Annotated in this window: 20 protein-coding genes and 1 tRNA gene; 12 read left to right on the forward strand and 9 right to left on the reverse strand. The window is 67.1% G+C overall.

The window, feature by feature from the left end:
* Positions 1–199 precede the first annotated feature (199 nt).
* A complete protein-coding gene (locus tag F6Q13_RS07110; RefSeq protein WP_293054467.1) occupies positions 200–343 on the forward strand; it encodes a hypothetical protein in 144 nt (47 codons plus the stop codon).
* Here the strand turns inward: F6Q13_RS07110 and F6Q13_RS07115 are convergent.
* The 6 genes from F6Q13_RS07115 to F6Q13_RS07140 form a co-directional block, all read right to left on the reverse strand.
* The gene (locus F6Q13_RS07115; protein ID WP_293054471.1) at positions 340–681 is read right to left on the reverse strand and encodes a DUF2694 family protein; all 342 of its coding nucleotides are present in this window, start codon (positions 679–681) and stop codon (positions 340–342) included. The two genes, F6Q13_RS07110 and F6Q13_RS07115, sit on opposite strands and share 4 nt — an antisense overlap.
* 9 nt (positions 682–690) lie before the next feature.
* The gene (locus F6Q13_RS07120) at positions 691–993 is read right to left on the reverse strand and encodes an ESX-1 secretion-associated protein (RefSeq protein ID WP_293054474.1); all 303 of its coding nucleotides are present in this window, start codon (positions 991–993) and stop codon (positions 691–693) included.
* A 46-nt stretch (positions 994–1,039) separates the two neighbouring features.
* Positions 1,040–2,386 carry a DUF4226 domain-containing protein gene (locus F6Q13_RS07125; RefSeq protein WP_293054477.1) on the reverse strand — a complete coding sequence of 449 codons (1,347 nt, stop codon included), beginning with the start codon at positions 2,384–2,386 and terminating at the stop codon, positions 1,040–1,042.
* 108 nt (positions 2,387–2,494) lie between these two features.
* Positions 2,495–2,863 carry a DUF4226 domain-containing protein gene (locus tag F6Q13_RS07130; protein ID WP_293054480.1) on the reverse strand — a complete coding sequence of 123 codons (369 nt, stop codon included), beginning with the start codon at positions 2,861–2,863 and terminating at the stop codon, positions 2,495–2,497.
* A gap of 47 nt (positions 2,864–2,910) precedes the next feature.
* Positions 2,911–3,738, reverse strand: coding sequence for a C40 family peptidase (locus F6Q13_RS07135; RefSeq protein WP_293054483.1), 828 nt, complete (start codon positions 3,736–3,738; stop codon positions 2,911–2,913).
* The gene (locus tag F6Q13_RS07140; RefSeq protein WP_293054486.1) at positions 3,735–4,511 is read right to left on the reverse strand and encodes a helix-turn-helix domain-containing protein; all 777 of its coding nucleotides are present in this window, start codon (positions 4,509–4,511) and stop codon (positions 3,735–3,737) included. Before F6Q13_RS07140 ends, F6Q13_RS07135 begins: the two co-directional genes overlap by 4 nt.
* A gap of 140 nt (positions 4,512–4,651) precedes the next feature.
* Between F6Q13_RS07140 and F6Q13_RS07145 the strand changes: the two genes are divergently transcribed.
* On the forward strand, positions 4,652–5,068 hold the full coding sequence (locus tag F6Q13_RS07145) for a WhiB family transcriptional regulator (protein ID WP_293054489.1): 417 nt from the start codon (positions 4,652–4,654) through the stop codon (positions 5,066–5,068).
* Positions 5,069–5,561: 493 nt separating this feature from the next.
* Here F6Q13_RS07145 and F6Q13_RS07150 read toward each other — a convergent pair.
* A tRNA-Leu gene (locus F6Q13_RS07150) sits at positions 5,562–5,644 on the reverse strand.
* 253 nt (positions 5,645–5,897) lie between these two features.
* On the opposite strand from F6Q13_RS07150, the gene F6Q13_RS07155 reads away from it, so the two are divergent.
* From F6Q13_RS07155 to F6Q13_RS07190, 8 genes are all read left to right on the forward strand, one after another.
* The gene (locus tag F6Q13_RS07155; RefSeq protein WP_293054583.1) at positions 5,898–7,541 is read left to right on the forward strand and encodes an FhaA domain-containing protein; all 1,644 of its coding nucleotides are present in this window, start codon (positions 5,898–5,900) and stop codon (positions 7,539–7,541) included.
* A gap of 127 nt (positions 7,542–7,668) precedes the next feature.
* Positions 7,669–8,136 (forward strand): FHA domain-containing protein, encoded by a 468-nt coding sequence (locus F6Q13_RS07160; protein WP_293054492.1) that lies wholly within the window; start codon positions 7,669–7,671, stop codon positions 8,134–8,136.
* Positions 8,133–9,590, forward strand: coding sequence for a PP2C family serine/threonine-protein phosphatase (locus F6Q13_RS07165; protein WP_293054495.1), 1,458 nt, complete (start codon positions 8,133–8,135; stop codon positions 9,588–9,590). Before F6Q13_RS07160 ends, F6Q13_RS07165 begins: the two co-directional genes overlap by 4 nt.
* Positions 9,587–10,993 carry an FtsW/RodA/SpoVE family cell cycle protein gene (locus tag F6Q13_RS07170; protein WP_293054498.1) on the forward strand — a complete coding sequence of 469 codons (1,407 nt, stop codon included), beginning with the start codon at positions 9,587–9,589 and terminating at the stop codon, positions 10,991–10,993. The genes F6Q13_RS07165 and F6Q13_RS07170 overlap by 4 nt, the downstream gene beginning before the upstream one ends.
* The gene (pbpA, locus tag F6Q13_RS07175) at positions 10,990–12,465 is read left to right on the forward strand and encodes a D,D-transpeptidase PbpA (protein WP_293054501.1); all 1,476 of its coding nucleotides are present in this window, start codon (positions 10,990–10,992) and stop codon (positions 12,463–12,465) included. The genes F6Q13_RS07170 and pbpA overlap by 4 nt, the downstream gene beginning before the upstream one ends.
* Positions 12,462–13,817 carry a serine/threonine-protein kinase gene (locus F6Q13_RS07180; RefSeq protein WP_293054504.1) on the forward strand — a complete coding sequence of 452 codons (1,356 nt, stop codon included), beginning with the start codon at positions 12,462–12,464 and terminating at the stop codon, positions 13,815–13,817. Before pbpA ends, F6Q13_RS07180 begins: the two co-directional genes overlap by 4 nt.
* Positions 13,814–15,694: a Stk1 family PASTA domain-containing Ser/Thr kinase gene (gene pknB / locus F6Q13_RS07185; RefSeq protein WP_293054507.1), complete on the forward strand. Its 1,881-nt coding sequence runs from the start codon at positions 13,814–13,816 to the stop codon at positions 15,692–15,694. Before F6Q13_RS07180 ends, pknB begins: the two co-directional genes overlap by 4 nt.
* 37 nt (positions 15,695–15,731) lie before the next feature.
* On the forward strand, positions 15,732–16,427 hold the full coding sequence (locus F6Q13_RS07190; RefSeq protein ID WP_293054510.1) for an aminodeoxychorismate/anthranilate synthase component II: 696 nt from the start codon (positions 15,732–15,734) through the stop codon (positions 16,425–16,427).
* On the opposite strand, the gene F6Q13_RS07195 is transcribed toward F6Q13_RS07190, so the two are convergent.
* Positions 16,421–17,170 carry a DUF881 domain-containing protein gene (locus F6Q13_RS07195; RefSeq protein WP_293054512.1) on the reverse strand — a complete coding sequence of 250 codons (750 nt, stop codon included), beginning with the start codon at positions 17,168–17,170 and terminating at the stop codon, positions 16,421–16,423. The two genes, F6Q13_RS07190 and F6Q13_RS07195, sit on opposite strands and share 7 nt — an antisense overlap.
* Positions 17,171–17,277: 107 nt before the next feature.
* On the opposite strand from F6Q13_RS07195, the gene crgA reads away from it, so the two are divergent.
* Together crgA and F6Q13_RS07205 are read left to right on the forward strand one after the other, a co-directional pair.
* A complete protein-coding gene (gene crgA, locus F6Q13_RS07200; protein ID WP_293054515.1) occupies positions 17,278–17,559 on the forward strand; it encodes a cell division protein CrgA in 282 nt (93 codons plus the stop codon).
* 138 nt (positions 17,560–17,697) lie between these two features.
* The gene (locus tag F6Q13_RS07205) at positions 17,698–18,120 is read left to right on the forward strand and encodes a PH domain-containing protein (protein ID WP_367141243.1); all 423 of its coding nucleotides are present in this window, start codon (positions 17,698–17,700) and stop codon (positions 18,118–18,120) included.
* Between the two features lie 9 nt (positions 18,121–18,129).
* Here F6Q13_RS07205 and F6Q13_RS07210 read toward each other — a convergent pair whose 3' ends face one another.
* The gene (locus tag F6Q13_RS07210; protein WP_293054521.1) at positions 18,130–18,678 is read right to left on the reverse strand and encodes a peptidylprolyl isomerase; all 549 of its coding nucleotides are present in this window, start codon (positions 18,676–18,678) and stop codon (positions 18,130–18,132) included.
* Positions 18,679–18,694 lie beyond the last annotated feature (16 nt).

Raw genomic sequence — 18,694 nt, forward strand, 5'->3', positions numbered from 1 at the left:
CCATGCGTGAGGCACCAACCACCGCTTCGCGCTCACTTTTAGCTGAGGCACCTCGTTTCAGGGGCTCGCACGGCCCGGCACGCAGCAGAAGTGGTGGTTGGCGGCCTCGGTGGCTCTCGCTCCGGCCGGGTCGAGCTCGGGCCCGCCCAGGCTTGCCGGCTGAATTGTCAGGACTGGCCGGTCTGCGTAGCGTGGTGACATGGCCGATGTGGGCTTGCAACAGCATGTGGACGAGGTCCGTGTTCTGCTGACCCGGGCTCGAGAGTTGTTCGGCGTCAATCCTGTCGAGCCGCCCACCGATATCGCGCCCGATCCCGCCCGGGTGGCGCCCTGGCTTGATTAGCCGCCCTGTCCGGGAACGTGCCTTCGGTTGCTGCGGCTCCGCGGGCGCAGGTCGTGTGCCATCAATTTCTCGATCGCCGCGCCGAGATCCTCGCTGGTGGGGACCTCCGCGGACGGGGTGTAGCCGGCTGCGACGATCTCGCCGCGGATCGCCATCAGCGCCTTGAGGTGGGACACGCCGGCAGTCAGCACGATGGCCTGCGCCAGAGTTGCGGCGTCGGTGGCCATCGCCGCCTCGCTCAGCGCGACGCTGTGCATCGATCCACCGCGACAGGAGCGAAAAAGGACGTGTCCGCTCGGGTGAACGGTGTCGTAAGCGGGATCGGCCTCCGGTGTCATTGACGGTCGTCAAAGGCGCTTGAACTCGTCGGCCGACACATCCTCGTGCTGCTCCCACAAGCTGGCCGACGTCGTCAGGTTGTGCGCGATCTCCGCATGGCTGTCGGCGAGCTGTTCGTAGCATTGACGGCGTTGCTCGAGCAGTTCGAGTCCGGCCGCCCGCAATTCGCCGAACACCGGCCCCAGCGAATCCAGGCTCTGCGCGATCGCCGCGTGTGTCGAGGGGATGGCCCGCAGATAGTCGGCGGTCTCTTCGTGGTGCGCGGCGGCTGCCCGCAAGTTCGCCGGCACCACCTGGATGCGATCTGCCATCCACGGTCTCCTTCTGACGAGCCGGCGAGCGCCACCGGCCATACCTCTATTGTGCTGCGACGGCGAAGGCCGCCGGTCTGGTGGGTGCCGGTGGGCCGGTCCTGGCCGGTGCGCTGACGCCGGCCGGCGCAGGAGGATGTTGCCAACCCAGAAAGGTCGGCCCGGCCACCACCGAGATGGGCTGTATCTGACCGTCGACGAGTGCTTCGCCGTTTCCCAGCGCCAGCGCATGGCGGGTGGTGAACATCCCGATATCTGCGGGCTGCACCTGCGCCGCGTCGATCGGGTCGGCGACCGCTGTTCCCGGTGCCGGGATGCTGATCCCCTGCTGGCGGAACGCATCGGCGATCGGTGTTCCGTCGACGGCGGCCTTGATCACCGCGGCCAGTTCCGGACTGGCGGCAGTGACCGTCTCGCCGTTGGGCAGGGTGAACGTCGTCGGACCGGTCGCCGGTTCGGATCCCGGCACCGGGTCCTGGTCGTCGACCCCGGTGTCGTCGGTGGGCGCCGCCGACGGTTGATCCTGCGGGTGCTCGGACCGCAAGTCCGGGTCGTCCGGCGCCGTCGGCGGCTGTGTCATTCCGTTGGCCGCCGGAAGGCCCGGAAACGTCAACCCGCCCGGGCTGCCCCAGTTGGGTGTCGATCCCGGTGCCCCGCCTCCCCCGAGGGTGGGCAGCACAGGCATCGGCGAGGTCGGCGCCGGCGCAGGCTGCGCCGGCGGGCCGTCGGCCACCTCGCCCGGGTCGTCGACCGACTCTGCCTCGCGACCAGGGTCCATCAAGGTCTGCGGGGGCACCGCCGGAATCCGATCGGCCCCGGCCGGCGAGGGCTCGACCGGCGCCGCCTCGTTCGCCGAAGCGTACAGCGCGGCCAAGGCCGCCATCAGCGCCGCCTTCGAGGTGTCGTCGAGGTCGGCGCCGGCGACCACGGCGCGTATTTCGCCGAGCTTGCCGATCAGGTAGCGGTGGAAATCGCGGGCCCCGGCGGGGGTGTCCAGATCGGTTCGCGCCCGTATCGCCGTCTCGACGTCGTGTTGCAGCTGGTCGAGCGCGTCTGCGCCGCCGACGGTTCTTTGGTGAGCGTTCAGGATCGCGGCAATAACCTGCAGGTCAATGTGGGCAGTTAACGAAGCTTGATGCGCCAGGGAAACCTCCGCGCTGCGGATCGAGTCCGCCGCACTGCCCGCCGGACGGTCGGGCGCGGGTTGGAAGACATCGGGATGGTAGCGCCGGATGGCGGCCAGCAGTGCGTCGCGCCGTTGGGGGCTCGCCGCAAACAACGTGACGGCGGCACCGAGGTCGTCGTCGGTGAGCCCGATGCGCCACGCGCTCGGATCACCGGTGCGGGCCGTGACACACTTGATCGCGGCGAGCACGTCGTCAATGGTCGTCATCGCCGAGACACGCGACCGGGCGCCAACATGCCGGCGACAGTAGTCATGCGGGATGACGCCGACAATTCACGTCGACCGGCACCCCCGTAATGTCCTTGCCGCCGGTTTTCAGCGCGACCCCGCATCGGGGCTGTATCGCCCGCGCAGCGACTCAAGCGCGGCCTTGTTGGCATGGTCGAGTTCGCGGGCGGCAGTGACGATGCTGATGATTTCTCGCTGTTTGGCGAGAAGAAACTTGTGGAATGCCCGCGCCCCCATGGGGGTATCGACGGCCAGAGCGGCCTGATTCTGCACAGCGGCTTCGATTTCCGCGCTAATCGCGTCCAGGCGATTGACTCCCTCGACGGTGGCCGCGTAAGCGTGCCGCAGCGCCGCGACCACCGCGTGGTCGGCGTCAGTCAGCTCGCCGTGCCGGTGCAGCAAAGCCGCCTGCCTGGCCCGGACAGCGGCCACCGAGGAGCTGGCCTGTTCTGCCATGGCATCAAGGTACTCAGCCGCCCCGCGGTCAACAACTCAACCGGCTGTCACAGCGGTCGCCGGATCTGCACATTGGTGCCCAGCGGACTGATTTGGACCGCGGCCCCGGCGTGCGGCGCTTCGACCACCAGATTGTTGCCGATCGCCATCTGCACGTGACCGGCGTGCGGGAAAACAAGATCGCCCGGGCGAACCTGTGAACGCGGTACCGCGATGCCGTCGTGAATCTGCTCGTAGGTGGTGCGGTCGAGGTGGAGTCCGGCCTGAGCGTACGACCATTGCGTCAACCCTGAGCAATCGAATCGGTCGGGGCCTGACGCGCCCCAGACATACGGCCGGCCCAACCGCGACAACGCCGCTCGGACCGCGATACCGGCCCGACTGTCGGGGGGCGGCAACCGCAACCCGGCTACGCTTCCGCCGCGCCGTCGCCGGGTCGGGTACCGCAGGCCCCGCAAAGCCGCCGCGTGTCGCCGGGCCTGCCGCCGGGCCGTAAGCACATGGGCGTGCTGCGCCCGCAATCGCGCTGCGCGGCGGCGAAGCGCCTCGCGGTACGCCATCGGGGTATCCGGGACTGCGGTGTCAGCGCGGGCTTCGTCGAGGACGCCTGTGGTCAGCCTGCGGGCCTGCGCATGGTCGTGCCGAGCCTGGTCGGTCACCGCCTCAACAGCGGCATCGACTGCCGTGCTCGATTGCCGGATGCGTCGGTTACGCTCGACCGCGAGTCGGTAGAGTTCATGTCCCCCGCCGGTGTTCGGCTCGGTAGCTTGTTCTGGTGCTTCGGCGCAATAAGCCCCGTTCATCGGGGCGGGGGTGGCAGCGCCGGCGAACAGGTCACACGCCCGGCTCAGTACTTCCAGTTCGCTGCTGCTCATCGGCGTGCCCTCCCACCGTCGTCCGCTGCCCCATGACCGATCGTGTCGGCGAAGGCCCGCACCCGCGGCAACGCTACCGGCGGGACGACACCGCGATTTCGGATGTCCCACAACTCCTCGGCGCTGACGCCCACGAGCGCGGCGATCACCGCCTCAGGCAGCGACGACTGCGCACACGCGCGGTCGAATCGCGCGCTTAGGCTCGTCGGCAAACGTTCGAGCAAGGTGCTGCGGGTTGCCTCGAGGGCGTGCAGATGGGCCAGGAGGCGGTCCGCGGAGTCCGAGCCGGCGGTGACGGCGACGCGCCAGGAGTTGGCGGCCAGCATCTCGGCCTTCACACACTGTCCGATCACAGAGAGAATATATGTCTCATAGTCGTTTGATGTCTTCACTGGTAACCGGGCAATCACCGAGTTGAGCGCCTCAAGCTGGGCTTCTGCGTATCCCTCGAGCACGTCGGTGTCGCTGTGCCGATCGACGACGACCGCCCCGGCGGGTCGTGCGGGCATCGCCTCGGCCGGCTTGGCCGCGAGCACGCGGGCCAGCTCGGCTTCCGCGTCGCCGGCGACGACCAACCGCGAATAGGTTCCCGGCGGCAAACCGAGACCGTTCTCGACCTTTTGAACTGTACTTTTATGCGGCCTGCGGGCACCGCGTTCGAGGTAGCTCAGGCCCATGACACTGACGCCGGTGACTGCTGCCAGGTCGGCCAACGACCAGTCGCGTGATTCGCGCAGGGCCCGAATCGCCGCCCCGGCCGACTCCCGACTCACCGCAGCCCTCCGGCCATATCCGGATAGTACACAGACCAGTCACCGCAACCGGGTATATACGATTTAATCTCTGTCGGCTTGCAAGGATTCCCGATAAGTGTATACGCTTTCTTCTACGTTTTCGACGAGGAGGCCGCGAGATGGGGTACCCCTGTTCAATCAACCCGGAACTGTGGTTTGGCTACGCCGACGACTACGACGGCGACGGTGCCGCCAAGGCGCGCGCCTACGAGGCATCGGCGACCGAGGCACGGCTGCTGTGCCTGCGCCAATGCCCGTTGGCTCAGCAGCGCCGCTGCGCCGGATACGCCGTCGAGCACGGGGAAGAGTACGGCGTCTGGGCCGGGGTCAAACTTCCCGGCGGTCAGTATCGCAAACGCCAGCAGCTCGCTCAGGCGCACGAAATCCTGCGCCGGATCGCCACCGGCGAGATCAACTCCCGGCAGCTGGCCGACAATGCCGCGTTGCTCGAGCGGAGCGAGCACCACGCTGTCCCGGTTGCCGCGGCGGTGTTCCATCTGGCCGCCGGCCGGATCGACCCCCGCTCAGCCGCCTGACGCGAATGGCGCGGTCGTTTCGGGATCGGTCCCGGTGCTGCCGCGGGACCCGTTCCGCCGACGGTGTCACCGTGGACCGTCTGCCGAGGATGTGAGCGGTCGTCTCGCTGTGCGTTCATATCTCCCGGAAGACCGACGCCACAATCCACCTGGGGATTACAAACCTCGCCCGGGGCCCGGCTCGAAATCGGGCAACGTCGGCCTCGGTGGTCTACCGCCGCTGAAAAATACACCGGACCCCAACTAGATCACGAGGGCGTCAAGCACGTATCCAGATTGCGCCGGGCGCCGCCGATATCGATCGCAACAAGGCGCGCGTCGTGTGACGCCTTGACCCCGCGATGGCGCCCGAAATGGCGACCGGGCGTGTTGACTGTGCATCCAGGGCGACGACACGCCGGCGTGATGTGCCTTGGATGCACGCTCTAATCCGCAGGCGCACATGCGATGCCGCAGGCGCACAGTCGACGGTAGCGCCGTTTTCCGAACCGCGTGGGCGAAGGGGGACTTGAACCCCCACGTCCCGAAGGACACTGGCACCTGAAGCCAGCGCGTCTGCCATTCCGCCACTCGCCCGAGGACAACCGCTGAAGCCTATCAGTGTAGTAGTCGGTTCCCCAGCCCTGCCGGTCCCCGGCGGCGACTGGCGCCATCGCGCGTCGGGCTCGCTTGCGGCGTCCGGGCTGCGTTTCTTCGGAGTTCGTCCCCGGTGGCTGAGCTGGCCCGATACCATGCGGGGGAGAAGAGAGGCGCTGCAACGCGCGGGATGCACACGAGAAGGTCCTCACCCGTGGCAGTGGCCCGCACAACCAGAGGGCAGGCGTTGGACATGGGCAGCCAGAAGGGGCTCGTTCGACGCGTCGAACGCAAACTTGAGTCCTCTGTCGAGGATGTGTTCGCCAGGATTTTCGGTGGCTCGATCGTGCCCGAGGAAGTGCACGCCATGGTGCGCCGGGAGGCGACCGACGGCATTCGCCTGCTACCGGGAAATCACATTTTGGCTCCGAACGCCTACGTCATTACCCTCGGTGTACACGACTACGAGAAACTGGGTACCGACCCCAATCTCAGGTCGGACGCTTTTGCTCAGCAGGTAGCCCGATACCTCAGCGAACAGGGGTGGCAAACGTATGGTGATGTGGTCGTCCGGTTCGAGCGGTCGCCGAGCCTGCATACCGGCCAGTTCCGTGTCCGCGGCACTGTCGACCCCGATGTGGCGCCCGATGTCGCGCCCCACCCGCCAGTCGGCGATTCCGCTCCCCCACAATCAGACCATGCGTTGACCGCAGAACCAGGAGTACCACCAATGACGGAGAATTCGAGCTATCCCGGCAGTCAGGGACAGGGACAGCCGGCCGACGATTATTACGATGATCGCTACGGGCCCGCAGAAGACGACATGCGTGGTGGTGAACCGGACCCGCGGTCGTCCTACCCGCCGCCGGAGCCGGGCGGCTACCCCGACCAGCGCGGCTACCCACCCAGGCAACCAGGCCCCGGCGGCTACCCCGACCAGCGCGGCTACCCGCCCAGGCAACCCGGCCCCGGCGGCTACCCCGACCAGCGCGGCTACCCGCCCAGGCAACCCGGCCCGGGCGGCTACCCCGACCGTCGCGGCTACCCGGAGCAAGGCGGTGGTTATCCGCCCTACGAACAGCGCCCCCCCGTCGGCTACGGCTATGACCGGGGCTATGACCGGGGCTATGACCAGGGTTACGGCCAGGGCCGTGGCCAGGATTACGAGCCCGGCTATGACGAGGGTTACGGCCAGACTTATGACCAGGGCTACGACCAGGGCCGTGACCAGGGTTACCAGCAGCGGGGCGGTGAATACGGACAACCCGCAGGCCAGGGTTACGCTGACTACGGCCGCGGACCCGGCGCTCCCGACGAGGGCGGCTACGACCAGCGTGGCTACCCGGGCGCTGGCTACGAGCAGGGTTACCCCGGTGCCGGGTACGACCCGTACCGGGGCGGCGGCTACGACCAGGGTTATCCGGGCCGACCGGGATATCCACCGCAAGACTATGCCGGCTACGGCGGTTATGCCGACGTCCCTCCCGCCGGCGGGGTGTCGGCGCCTCCTGGGGGTGGATACGGCGACGCGTCCCCGGACTACGACTACGGTCAGCCGGCGGCCGGCGGCGCGTATGACGACTCCGGTCAAGGCGGCTACGCCCCCGCCAGGCCCACGGTTACTCTGCAACTCGACGACGGCAGCGGTCGGACTTACCAACTGCGCGAAGGCACCAACATCGTGGGTCGCGGGCAAGATGCCCAATTCCGGCTACCGGACACCGGTGTATCGCGTCGCCACCTGGAAATCCGCTGGGACGGCCAGGTCGCGCTGCTCTCCGACCTCAACTCCACCAACGGCACCACCGTCAACAACGCGCCGGTTCAGGAGTGGCAGCTCGCCGACGGCGATGTAATCCGACTAGGCCATTCCGAGATCATCGTCCACATGCACTGAGGCCCGGGACTGGATCGAGCTGCCCGGCTTCACCCCGTGCCGAACGCCGTCCCAGTATCGTGACGTTGCTGATGTGCTCGGTGCGGCAGGCGCGGAGTACGCGAGCGCAGGACGGAGGGTACGCCAGATGCAGGGACTGGTACTGCAGCTGACGCGTGCCGGATTCTTGCTGCTGCTGTGGCTTTTCATCTGGTCGGTGTTGCGGATCCTGCGGACCGATATCTACGCCCCGACCGGCGCGGTGATGGTGCGCCGCGGCTTGCCGTTACGCGGCACCCTGCGGCCGGCAGGGCAGCGCGGGCGTGCCGCACGCTACCTGGTGGTGACGGAGGGAGCGCTGGTCGGGGCGCGCATCACGTTGAGCGGCCAGCCGGTGCTGATCGGCCGTGCCGACGACTCCACCCTGGTCCTTACCGATGACTACGCCTCGACGCGACACGCGCGGCTCTCGCAACGGGGTTCGGAATGGTATGTCGAGGATCTAGGATCGACCAACGGCACCTACCTCGACAGGGTGAAGGTAACCACGGCTGTCCGAGTCCCGATTGGCACGCCGATCCGGATCGGCAAAACGGTAATCGAGTTGCGCCCGTGACCCTGGTTTTGCGATATGCCGCCCGCAGTGATGTCGGCCTGGTGCGCTCCAACAACGAAGATTCTGTCTATGCCGGAGCCCGGCTGCTGGCGCTGGCCGACGGCATGGGCGGGCACGCCGCCGGCGAGGTGGCTTCGCAGTTGGTGATCGCCGCGCTGGCTCCGCTCGACGACGACGAACCCGGCGGCGATTTGCTGGCCAAGCTCGACGCCGCGGTGCGGGCCGGTAATGCGGCCATCGCCGCCCAAGTCGAGATGGATCCCGAACTGGAGGGCATGGGTACCACGCTCACCGCAATACTGTTCGCGGGCAACCGTCTTGGGCTGGTGCACATCGGCGACTCGCGCGGCTATCTGCTTCGTGACGGCGAACTCACCCAGATCACCAAGGACGACACGTTCGTCCAAACGCTCGTGGACGAGGGGCGGATCACCCGGGAAGAAGCCCACAGCCACCCGCAGCGCTCACTGATCATGCGAGCTTTGACCGGCCACGAGGTCGAGCCCACCCTGACCATGCGCGAGGTACGCGCCGGTGACCGGTACCTCCTCTGCTCGGACGGACTCTCCGACCCCGTCAGCGACGAGACCATCCTGGAGGCCCTAAAAATCCCCGATGTCGACGAGAGCGCCGACCGCCTGATCGAACTCGCCCTGCGCGGGGGTGGTCCCGACAACGTCACCGTAATCGTTGCCGACGTCGTCGATCACGACTACGGGCCCACCCAGCCGATCATCGCCGGAGCGGTGTCCGGCGACGACGGTGGGCAAGCGACCCGACCCAACACCGCCGCCACCCGGGCTTCGGCCATCAAGCCCCGCAAAAACGTGGTGCAACGCGTGCTGCCGCAAGGAGAAACCTTCGTCCGGCCTCGTCGCTCCCGCCGCCGCACGCTGATCGGCGTCGCACTGGCGGTGATGCTGGCGATTGCGGCACTGGCGTTCGGCCGCGCTGTGATCCGCAGTAATTACTACGTCACCAGCTACCACGACACCGTGTCCATCATGCGGGGCGTCCAGGGGTCGATTTTCGGGTTATCCCTGCACCAGCCGTACCTGATGGCCTGCATCAACAGTCGAAACGAGCTTTCGCAGATCAGCTACGGCCAGTCGGTGGGCGCCCTCAACTGCCGTCTGATGACACTGGCCGACCTGCAGCCGTCGGGACGCGCCCAGGTCGCCGCCGGGTTGCCGGCCGGCAGCCTCGAAGACGCCATCGCCCAGCTCCGCCATTTAGCGTCGACCGGGCTGCTGCCCCCCTGCCCGCCGCCGTCCCCGGCGACGCCGACCCCGACGGCGGCCGGTCCGCGACCGGCCCCGCCCCCACCATCGCGGGGCCCGTCGGCCCCGCAACACCCCTCCGGCCCGTTACCGACAACCGCCGCAGCACCGCCGACCGCGACACTCCCGTCACCGCCACTGCAGCCGGGAATCGACTGCCGGGCGGTCGCATGACAACACAGCCGCAACCGCCGGTCGCGGTAAAGCCTCCGATGCCGACCCGGCGCAACGCCGAACTGCTGCTGCTGTGCTTCGCGACCATCATCACCACGACGGCATTCGCTCTGGTGGCAGCCAATCAAGACCGCCGCGTGCATCGCGATCTCCTCACCTACGCCGCGGCTTTCCTGGCGTTGTTCGTCGTTGCGCACCTGGCTGTCCGGCGCTACGCGCCCTACGCGGATCCGCTGCTGCTGCCGGTGGTTGCGCTGATAAACGGCTTGGGCCTGGTGATGATCTATCGGCTGAGCCTGCCAGGCGACCTCTCCGATCGCGAGCATCCCGGAGCGAACCAACAGATGCTGTGGACGCTGATGGGCGTGGCCGCGTTCGCGATCGTGCTGACGCTGTTGCGCGACCACCGGCAACTCGCCCGCTACGGCTACATCTGCGGGTTGACCGGCCTCGTGCTGTTGGCGGCGCCGGCACTGCTGCCGGCGTCGTTTTCCGAACAGAACGGCGCCAAAATCTGGATTCGCTTTCCCGGCTTCTCGCTGCAGCCCGCCGAGTTCTCGAAAATTCTCCTGCTCATTTTCTTCGCGGCGGTGCTGGTGGCCAAGCGCGGGCTTTTCGTCAGCGCCGGCAAGCACGTTGCGGGCATGGACCTGCCGCGCCCACGCGACCTGGCGCCCTTGCTGGCGGCGTGGATCATTTCGGTCGGCGTCATGATTTTCGAAAAGGACTTGGGAACGTCGCTACTGCTGTACACGTCGTTTCTGCTGATCGTCTACATCGCCACCCAGCGGTTCAGCTGGATGGTGATCGGACTGGTGTTGTTCGCGTTGGGAAGCGCTGCGGCGTACTTCACGTTCGACCACGTCCGGATTCGGGTGCAAACCTGGCTGGATCCGTTCGCTGATCCCGAGGGCAACGGTTACCAACTGGTGCAGTCGTTGTTCAGCTTTGCCACCGGCGGCATTTTCGGCACCGGACTGGGCAACGGGCAACCCGGCACGGTTCCGGCGGCGTCCACTGATTTCATCATCGCCGCGTTCGGCGAGGAACTCGGCCTGGTCGGGCTGGCCGGCCTGCTATTGCTCTACACGATCGTCATCATCCGCGGCATGCGGACGGCGATCGCGGTACGCGACAGCTTCGGTAAGCTGCTGGCCGCCGGCCTCGCCTCGACGCTGGCCATCCAGTTGTTCATCGTCGTCGGTGGCGTGACCGAGCTCATCCCGCTGACCGGGCTGACCACACCGTGGCTGTCTTACGGCGGCTCCTCGCTGCTGGCCAACTATGTGCTGTTGGCCATCCTGGCGCGCATCTCGAATGCCGCGAGGCGTCCGTTGCGCACCCCGACGCGCAACACCTCGCCGATCGCCTCGGCGAGCACCGAGGTGATCGAGCGGGCATGAACGCGTCCCTGCGCCGGATCTCGCTGACCGTGATGGCGTTGATCGTCTTGCTGCTGTTCAATGCCACTTTGACCCAGGTTTTCACCGCCGACGGGCTGCGTGCCGATCCGCGCAATCAGCGGGTCCTGCTCGACGAGTACTCACGCCAGCGTGGCCAGATCACCGCCAACGGCCAACTGCTTGCCTACTCGGTAGCCACCGACAGCCGCTTTCGCTTCCTGCGCGTATACCCCGACCCGCTGGTATACGCACCGGTCACCGGGTTTTACTCACTGCGCTACTCGAGCACAGGTCTGGAACGCGCCGAGGACCCCGTGCTCAACGGTTCGGACCAGCGGCTGTTCGGTCGCCGGTTGGCCGATTTCTTCACCGGCCGCGACCCGCGCGGCGGCAACGTCGACACGACGATCAGCCCGCGCGTGCAGCAGGCCGGCTGGGACGCAATGCAACAGAGCTGCAGCGGTCCGTGCAAGGGGGCGGTGGTCGCGCTGGAACCCTCCACAGGCAAGATCCTCGCGCTGGTGTCCTCGCCGTCCTATGACCCCAATCTGCTGGCGTCGCACAACGTCGAGGAACAGTCGCGGGCCTGGCAACAACTCCGTGACGATCCGGCCTCGCCGCTGACCAATCGCGCTATCGCCGAGACCTACCCTCCCGGTTCGACCTTCAAGGTGATCACCACAGCCGCGGCCTTACAGAGCGGAGCCACCGCGGACGAGGAACTCACCGCGGCGCCCACGATCCCGCTACCCAACAGCACCGCCACCCTGGAGAACTTCGGCGGCGCTCCGTGCGGCGGCGGGCAGACGGTGTCGCTGGCCGAGGCGTTCGCCCGCTCATGCAACACCGCCTTCGTTCAGCTGGGCATGCTCACCGGCGTTGACTCTCTGCGCCGTACCGCACGGTCGTTCGGAATGGACATCGCCCCCGAACCGATTCCGCTGCAGGTCGCCGAATCTACGCTAGGCCCGATCCTGGACGCCGCCGCGCTGGGGATGTCGAGCATCGGTCAGAAGGACGTCGCGCTGACACCGCTGCAAAACGCGATGGTGGCGGCGACCATCGCCAACGGCGGTGTCACCATGGCGCCGTACCTGGTCGACAGCCTCAAGGGGCCCGACCTGGCCAACATCAGCACCACCGCCCCGATCAAACTTCGTCGCGCGGTGTCGCCGGAGGTCGCAGCTAAGCTAACGGAGTTGATGATCGGCGCCGAGAAACTCACCGGGCAGACCGGGGCCATCCCCGGCGTGCAGATAGCATCCAAGACCGGCACCGCCGAACACGGCACCGATCCGCGCAACACTCCACCGCACGCGTGGTACATCGCATTCGCACCCGCGCAACGCCCCAAAGTGGCCGTTGCGGTCCTGGTCGAAAATGGTGCCGACCGGCTCTCCGCAACCGGCGGCGCGCTCGCTGCGCCGATCGGGCGTGCCGTGATCGAGGCCGCGTTGCAGGGGGGGCCATGAGCCCACGGGTAGGGTTGACGCTGTCGGGTCGTTATCGGCTGCAGCGCCTGATCGCCACCGGCGGCATGGGACAGGTCTGGGAGGCAGTCGACAATCGTCTGGGTCGCCGGGTCGCGGTCAAAGTGCTCAAGAACGAGTTCTCCTCCGACCCTGAGTTCATCGAGCGATTCCGCACCGAGGCCCGCACGACTGCGATGCTCAACCATCCCGGCATCGCCAGCGTGCACGACTACGGCGAAACCCAGATCAACGGCGAAGGCCGGACCGCCTACCTGGTGATGGAGCTGGTGAACGGCGAGCCGCTGAACTCGGTGCTCAAGCGGACCGGCAAACTTTCGTTGCGCCATACGTTGGATATGCTCGAGCAAACCGGCCGTGCGTTGCAGGTCGCGCACGCCGCCGGCTTGGTGCATCGCGACGTCAAACCCGGCAACATCCTGATCACCCCGACCGGGCAGGTGAAGATCACCGACTTCGGGATCGCCAAAGCCGTCGACGCCGCGCCGGTGACGCAGACCGGCATGGTGATGGGCACCGCTCAATACATCGCCCCCGAACAGGCTCTCGGTCACGATGCGACCCCGGCGAGCGATGTCTACTCGCTGGGGGTCGTCGGCTACGAATGCCTGGCAGGTAAACGCCCGTTCAGCGGTGACGGCGCGCTCACGGTGGCGATGAAGCACATCAAGGACCCGCCGCCGCCGCTGCCCGCCGAGCTGCCCCCCAATGTGCGCGAACTCATCGAGATCACCTTGTCCAAAAACCCCGGCATGCGATACCGCAGCGGGGGGCCGTTCGCCGACGCCGTGGCCGCGGTCCGCGCGGGCCGCCGGCCTCCCCGGCCGGTCGGCGGCCGGGCCACCCCGACGGCTATTCCCTCCCCGGGTTCGTCCTCTGGTCCTTCCCCGGGTCCCGCGGGCCGTGGCAGGGCGGCAGCAACCAGCGCCATGACCCGGGCCCCGACCGCCCGGCGATCATCTCGGTCCGGGGCGGGCGGTCACCGCACGCCTCCGCCACGGCGCACCTTCTCGGCCGGGCAGCGCGCCCTGCTGTGGGCAGCCGGCGTGCTGGGCGCGCTGGCGATCATCATCGCGGTGCTGATCGTCATCAACTCGCGTGCCCAGACCGATCAGCCCCAACAGTCGACCCCGACCGTCACCGATACCGGAACCCCCGGGGGCGCGTCCCCCCCGGCGGGATCGGGGTCGGTTCCCGCGCACCCGTCGGATTGGACGGATCGTGCGGTGACGGGTAATCCTGGACTGCAACGCGGGCAGCCCGCCATTGGCGGGGCTCCCGCGCCGATGCATGCTTGCGACGCGTCGCCGGCCCGACACGAGAAACGGCAATGACCACCCCGCAACACCTGTCCGACCGCTACGAACTGGGCGAAATCCTCGGCTTCGGCGGGATGTCCGAGGTTCACTTGGCCCGCGACGTCCGGCTCCACCGTGACGTGGCGGTCAAGGTGTTGCGTGCCGATCTGGCCCGCGACCCGAGCTTTTATCTGCGCTTTCGCCGCGAAGCACAAAACGCTGCGGCGCTGAACCACCCGGCGATCGTCGCGGTGTACGACACCGGCGAGGCAGAAACCGACGCCGGGCCGCTGCCCTACATCGTGATGGAATACGTCAACGGCGTCACGCTGCGCGATATCGTCCACACCGAGGGTCCGATGCCACCGCAACGGGCCATCGAGGTGATTGCCGATGCCTGCCAGGCGCTGAACTTTTCCCACCAGCACGGCATCATCCACCGTGACGTCAAGCCGGCGAACATCATGATCAGCACTACCAACGCCGTCAAGGTGATGGATTTCGGCATCGCCCGGGCGATCGCCGACAGCGGGAACAACGTCACTCAAACCGCAGCGGTCATCGGAACGGCGCAATACCTCTCGCCCGAGCAGGCCCGCGGCGACACCGTCGATGCCCGCTCCGATGTCTACTCGCTGGGGTGCGTCCTTTACGAAATCCTGACCGGAGAACCGCCTTTCGTCGGCGACTCACCGGTCGCGGTCGCTTACCAGCATGTGCGCGAAGACCCCGTTCCGCCCTCGCAACGACATGGCGGCATCTCCCCCGAGCTCGACGCCGTCGTGCTCAAAGCCCTGGCCAAAAACCCGGAGAACCGCTACCAAACCGCCGCGGAGATGCGCGCCGACCTGGTCCGGGTGCACAACGGCGAGCAACCCGAGGCGCCCAAGGTGCTCACCGACGCCGAGCGGACCTCGCTGCTGGCGGCGAGCCATTCCGGTGATTCATCACGCTCGCACACCGACGCGCTGCCTCACCAGGAACCAGATTTCGCCGGTGACCGCAACGTCGGTTCGGTGGGCCGCTGGCTGATCGCGGTCGCGGTGCTGGCGGTGTTGACCGTCGTCGTCACGGTCGTCATCAACACCTTCGGCGGCAACATGCGCAGCGTGCAGGTGCCCGATGTGCGGGGCCAGACGTCCGCCGACGCCATCGCGACCCTGCAAAACCGCGGCTTCAAGACCCGCACCCAGCAAAAACCCGATTCGGCGGTGCCGCCCGACCACGTCATCGGCACCGATCCCGGCGCCAACGCCTCGGTAGCCGCCGGTGACGAGGTCACCCTGAACGTGTCTACCGGCCCTGAGCAGCGTCAGGTGCCTGACGTGTCGTCGCTGAGCTACGCCGCCGCGGTCAAGAAGCTGAAAGCAGCCGGTTTCGGGCGGTTTCGTCAGGTGGATTCGCCGTCGACTCCGGAGATGAAGGACCGGGTGCTGGCCACCAATCCGCCGGCCAATCAGACCTCGGCGATCACCAACGAGATCACCATCGTTGTCGGCTCCGGCCCGGCGACCAGAAAAGTTCCCGACGTCGCCGGACAGTCCGTCGAGCTCGCGAAGAACAACCTCAGCGTCTACGGGTTCGGCAAGTTCACCGAGGCCGAGGTCGACAATCCCCGCCCTGGCGGCGAAGTGATCGGCACCAATCCCCCCGCCGGTGCGACCGTGCCGGTGGACTCGGTGATCGAACTGCAGGTCTCCAAGGGCAACCAGTTTGTGATGCCCGACCTGTTGGGTCTGTTCTGGACCGAGGCCGAACCACAATTGCGGGCTCTGGGCTGGACCGGGGTACTGGTCAAGGGCGCCGACGTCGACGCCGGCGGCGCGGCGCACAACCGGGTCGTGTACCAAAGCCCCCCGGTGGGCCAGGGCGTCAACAAGGACGCCACTATCACGCTGAAGTTCGGTCAGTGACCCGAGCCCGCCGGGGAGCCGACGGTAGCCTGTGGCGGTGCAGATTTTAGTCGTCGACAACTACGACAGCTTCGTGTTCAACCTCGTTCAGTACCTCGGGCAGTTGGGAGTCACGGCAGCGGTCTGGCGTAACGACGACGCCCGGTTGTCCGACGCGGCCGCGATCACCAGCGAATTCGACGGGATCCTATTGAGCCCGGGCCCCGGAAAGCCCGAACGCGCAGGCGCGTCGATCAGCCTGGTCCACGCCTGTGCCACGACGGCTACGCCCCTCCTCGGGGTCTGTCTGGGTCACCAGGCTATTGGTGTCGCGTTCGGCGCCACCGTCGACCGCGCCCCCGAACTGCTGCACGGCAAGACCAGCAGCGTTTTTCATACGAATACCGGTGTGCTACAGGGGCTTCCAGATCCGTTCACGGCGACCCGGTACCACTCGCTGACGATCCTGCCGGACACCTTGCCGGCTGAGCTCGCAATTACCGCCCGCACGCGCAGCGGCGTGATCATGGGAGTGCAGCACACCGAGCTGCCGATCCACGGGGTTCAATTCCATCCCGAGTCGATCCTGACCGAAGGCGGGCACCGGGTGCTGGCCAACTGGTTGGCCGACTGCGGCCACGTCTGCGACGACGCATTGGTGCGGCGGCTGGAACGCCAAATTCAGGCCAGTGTGGGTGTGGCGGGGCCGCACGGCCGGCCGACGCTATCCGGCGCGGGTCATTCGGTTCAGTAGTTGAGCGGGCCGGTCGGCTCGGCGAAATGCATGCGTACCGGCTCGGTGTAACCGACGATGTGCACGTCTGCCACCGCTTCTTCGGTGTAGCCCAGACCGAACCGCGCGACATACTGCTTGTAGACATTCACCGGCGCAGCGGCGGCCAGCGCTGCCTGCATGGCCGCGGCGTTGCCGATAGCGCTGATGGTGTACGGCGGACTGTAGGTACGTCCGTTGAGCAGCAGCGTGTTTCCCACACAGCGTGGTGCCGACGTGGCGATGATGCGCTGGTCCTGCATCTGCACGGCCTCGGCGCCGGCGCTCCACAGCGCATTGAGCACGCCCTGGATGTCTTGCTGGTGCACAACCAGGTCGTCGGGGGCGGCATCGCGCGGGAATCGGCCGTTGGCGTCTCGCGCAGCATCGCTCAGCGTGACCACCACGCCCGGCCCGTGTAAGGGGTCCAAACCCGCGTCGGCGGCCAACTCCGCATTGCGCCGCAGCATCGCCGTCAGCGCAGCGTCGGCGGAGCGTCCGTGGGTGGCGTCCAGCCTGGTGGCCAGACTCTCGCGTTCGGTGCCCAGCCGATCCACCGAAGCCTGCGCCTGGCGCACCAGGTCGACCAGCCGCGGCGCGTCGCTGCGCCGGATCTCTTCGCCACCGGACACCCCGTGGGTCGCGCCCAACAGCAAGCCGGCGAGCAGACAGACCACCGGAACGCCGAGCCGCCACGGCGAGCGGCGGGCGATCGATCTGGCCATCGCTCTCCCTGCGTTGATCGCAGCGTGGGTTAATCTCTTAGCCGAACCCGTGCAGCCGTCTCCGCTATCGTTGCACGTTCCTGCAACACCGTGTCGTCGAGGTACCCATGCCCAAGTCAAAGGTCCGCAAAAAGAGCGATATCACCGTCACCGCGGTGAGCCGTACCCCGGTCAAGGTCAAGGCCGGGCCGTCCAGCGTGTGGTTCGTCGCGCTGTTCACGGGTTTGATGCTGATCGGCTTGATCTGGCTGATGGTGTTTCAGCTGGCGGCGACCGGTCCTGATGCGCCTGCGGTGCTGTCCTGGATGGCCAACCTGGGCCCGTGGAACTATGCAATTGCCTTCGCTTTCATGATCAGCGGGCTGCTGCTCACGATGCGGTGGCACTAAGAACGTGGCACTAAGAACGTGGCACTAAGAACTAAGCCATCGCTGGGGCCGTGCATCAATCACACCGGTGTGATTCATCCCCACTGTTGATAACCGTTGTGGATAACCGCATCGGCTCTGCTGGAATCCGGGGGTAGCGTGCATCCCAATCCGACCGAATGGGCCCCCTCGAGCGCCGCGATCGCTGGTGTGGGCGCTGTCGGTGTCGCCATGGCTATCGCCAGCGCGACCTTGGTCGAAGACACCGCGGGCCGGCTGTTGACCGGCATTGCCGCGGCCGGTCTGATCGTGTTCGCGAGCGCATCGTGGCGCGCGCGACCAAAGCTGGCAATCACCGCGGAGGGCCTGCAGGTGCGCGGATGGTGGCGGACGCAGTTGTTGCGCCGTCCAGACATCAAGATCATCCGGATCACGCAATTCCGTCGACTCGGACGCACGATGCGGCTGCTGGAGATCGACGCGGTCGACGGCCGGCTATTCGTGTTCTCGCGCTGGGATCTCGGCGGCGATCCGCTCGATACTCTCGACGCGCTCACGGCCGCCGGCTACGCCGGCGCTTGAGCCGCGGCGTCAGGAAATGGTGATCGACTCGATGACCACCGCCGTGATCGGCCGATCGCTCTGGTCGGTTGGGGTCGCGGCGATCTCGTCGACCACCTGTTGCGACTCCGGGTCGATCACCTCCCCGAAGATGGTGTGCCGGCGGTTCAGATGCGGCGTCTTATCGACGGTGATGAAAAACTGCGACCCATTGGTTCCCGGGCCCGCATTGGCCATCGCCAGCAGATAGGGCCTGTCGAACTGCAATTCGGGATGAAACTCGTCGGCGAACTTATAACCCGGACCGCCCCGTCCGGTTCCCGTCGGGTCGCCGCCCTGAATCATGAACCCGCTGATCACCCGGTGAAAAATCGCGCCGTCATAAAACGGGCCCGCGGTGCCGCCCGAGGCGTTCTGGGTCGAATATTCCTTCGTGCCCCGCGCCAGGCCGACAAAGTTCGCGACGGTCTTGGGTGCGTGGTTGCCGAACAGGGCGACCTTGATGTCGCCGCGGTTGGTGTGCAGGGTGGCAGTGGCAGTCTGAATGGGGCTGATGGTCACGCCATGACAGTCTGCCACCACCGCGGCGCACCCG

This window comes from Mycobacterium sp., assembly GCF_008709575.1.
Taxonomy (GTDB): Bacteria; Actinomycetota; Actinomycetes; order Mycobacteriales; family Mycobacteriaceae; genus Mycobacterium.

What these genes read in the sequence shown, in the direction of transcription:
- F6Q13_RS07110 (WP_293054467.1), top strand. Translation starts at nt 200, where the DNA reads ATGGCCGATGTGGGCTTGCAACAGCATGTGGACGAGGTCCGTGTTCTG.
- F6Q13_RS07115 (WP_293054471.1), bottom strand. Translation starts at nt 681, where the DNA reads ATGACACCGGAGGCCGATCCCGCTTACGACACCGTTCACCCGAGCGGA.
- F6Q13_RS07120 (WP_293054474.1), bottom strand. Translation starts at nt 993, where the DNA reads ATGGCAGATCGCATCCAGGTGGTGCCGGCGAACTTGCGGGCAGCCGCC.
- F6Q13_RS07125 (WP_293054477.1), bottom strand. Translation starts at nt 2,386, where the DNA reads ATGACGACCATTGACGACGTGCTCGCCGCGATCAAGTGTGTCACGGCC.
- F6Q13_RS07130 (WP_293054480.1), bottom strand. Translation starts at nt 2,863, where the DNA reads ATGGCAGAACAGGCCAGCTCCTCGGTGGCCGCTGTCCGGGCCAGGCAG.
- F6Q13_RS07135 (WP_293054483.1), bottom strand. Translation starts at nt 3,738, where the DNA reads ATGAGCAGCAGCGAACTGGAAGTACTGAGCCGGGCGTGTGACCTGTTC.
- F6Q13_RS07145 (WP_293054489.1), top strand. Translation starts at nt 4,652, where the DNA reads ATGGGGTACCCCTGTTCAATCAACCCGGAACTGTGGTTTGGCTACGCC.
- F6Q13_RS07155 (WP_293054583.1), top strand. Translation starts at nt 5,898, where the DNA reads ATGGGCAGCCAGAAGGGGCTCGTTCGACGCGTCGAACGCAAACTTGAG.
- F6Q13_RS07160 (WP_293054492.1), top strand. Translation starts at nt 7,669, where the DNA reads ATGCAGGGACTGGTACTGCAGCTGACGCGTGCCGGATTCTTGCTGCTG.
- F6Q13_RS07170 (WP_293054498.1), top strand. Translation starts at nt 9,587, where the DNA reads ATGACAACACAGCCGCAACCGCCGGTCGCGGTAAAGCCTCCGATGCCG.
- pbpA (WP_293054501.1), top strand. Translation starts at nt 10,990, where the DNA reads ATGAACGCGTCCCTGCGCCGGATCTCGCTGACCGTGATGGCGTTGATC.
- F6Q13_RS07180 (WP_293054504.1), top strand. Translation starts at nt 12,462, where the DNA reads ATGAGCCCACGGGTAGGGTTGACGCTGTCGGGTCGTTATCGGCTGCAG.
- pknB (WP_293054507.1), top strand. Translation starts at nt 13,814, where the DNA reads ATGACCACCCCGCAACACCTGTCCGACCGCTACGAACTGGGCGAAATC.
- F6Q13_RS07195 (WP_293054512.1), bottom strand. Translation starts at nt 17,170, where the DNA reads ATGGCCAGATCGATCGCCCGCCGCTCGCCGTGGCGGCTCGGCGTTCCG.
- crgA (WP_293054515.1), top strand. Translation starts at nt 17,278, where the DNA reads ATGCCCAAGTCAAAGGTCCGCAAAAAGAGCGATATCACCGTCACCGCG.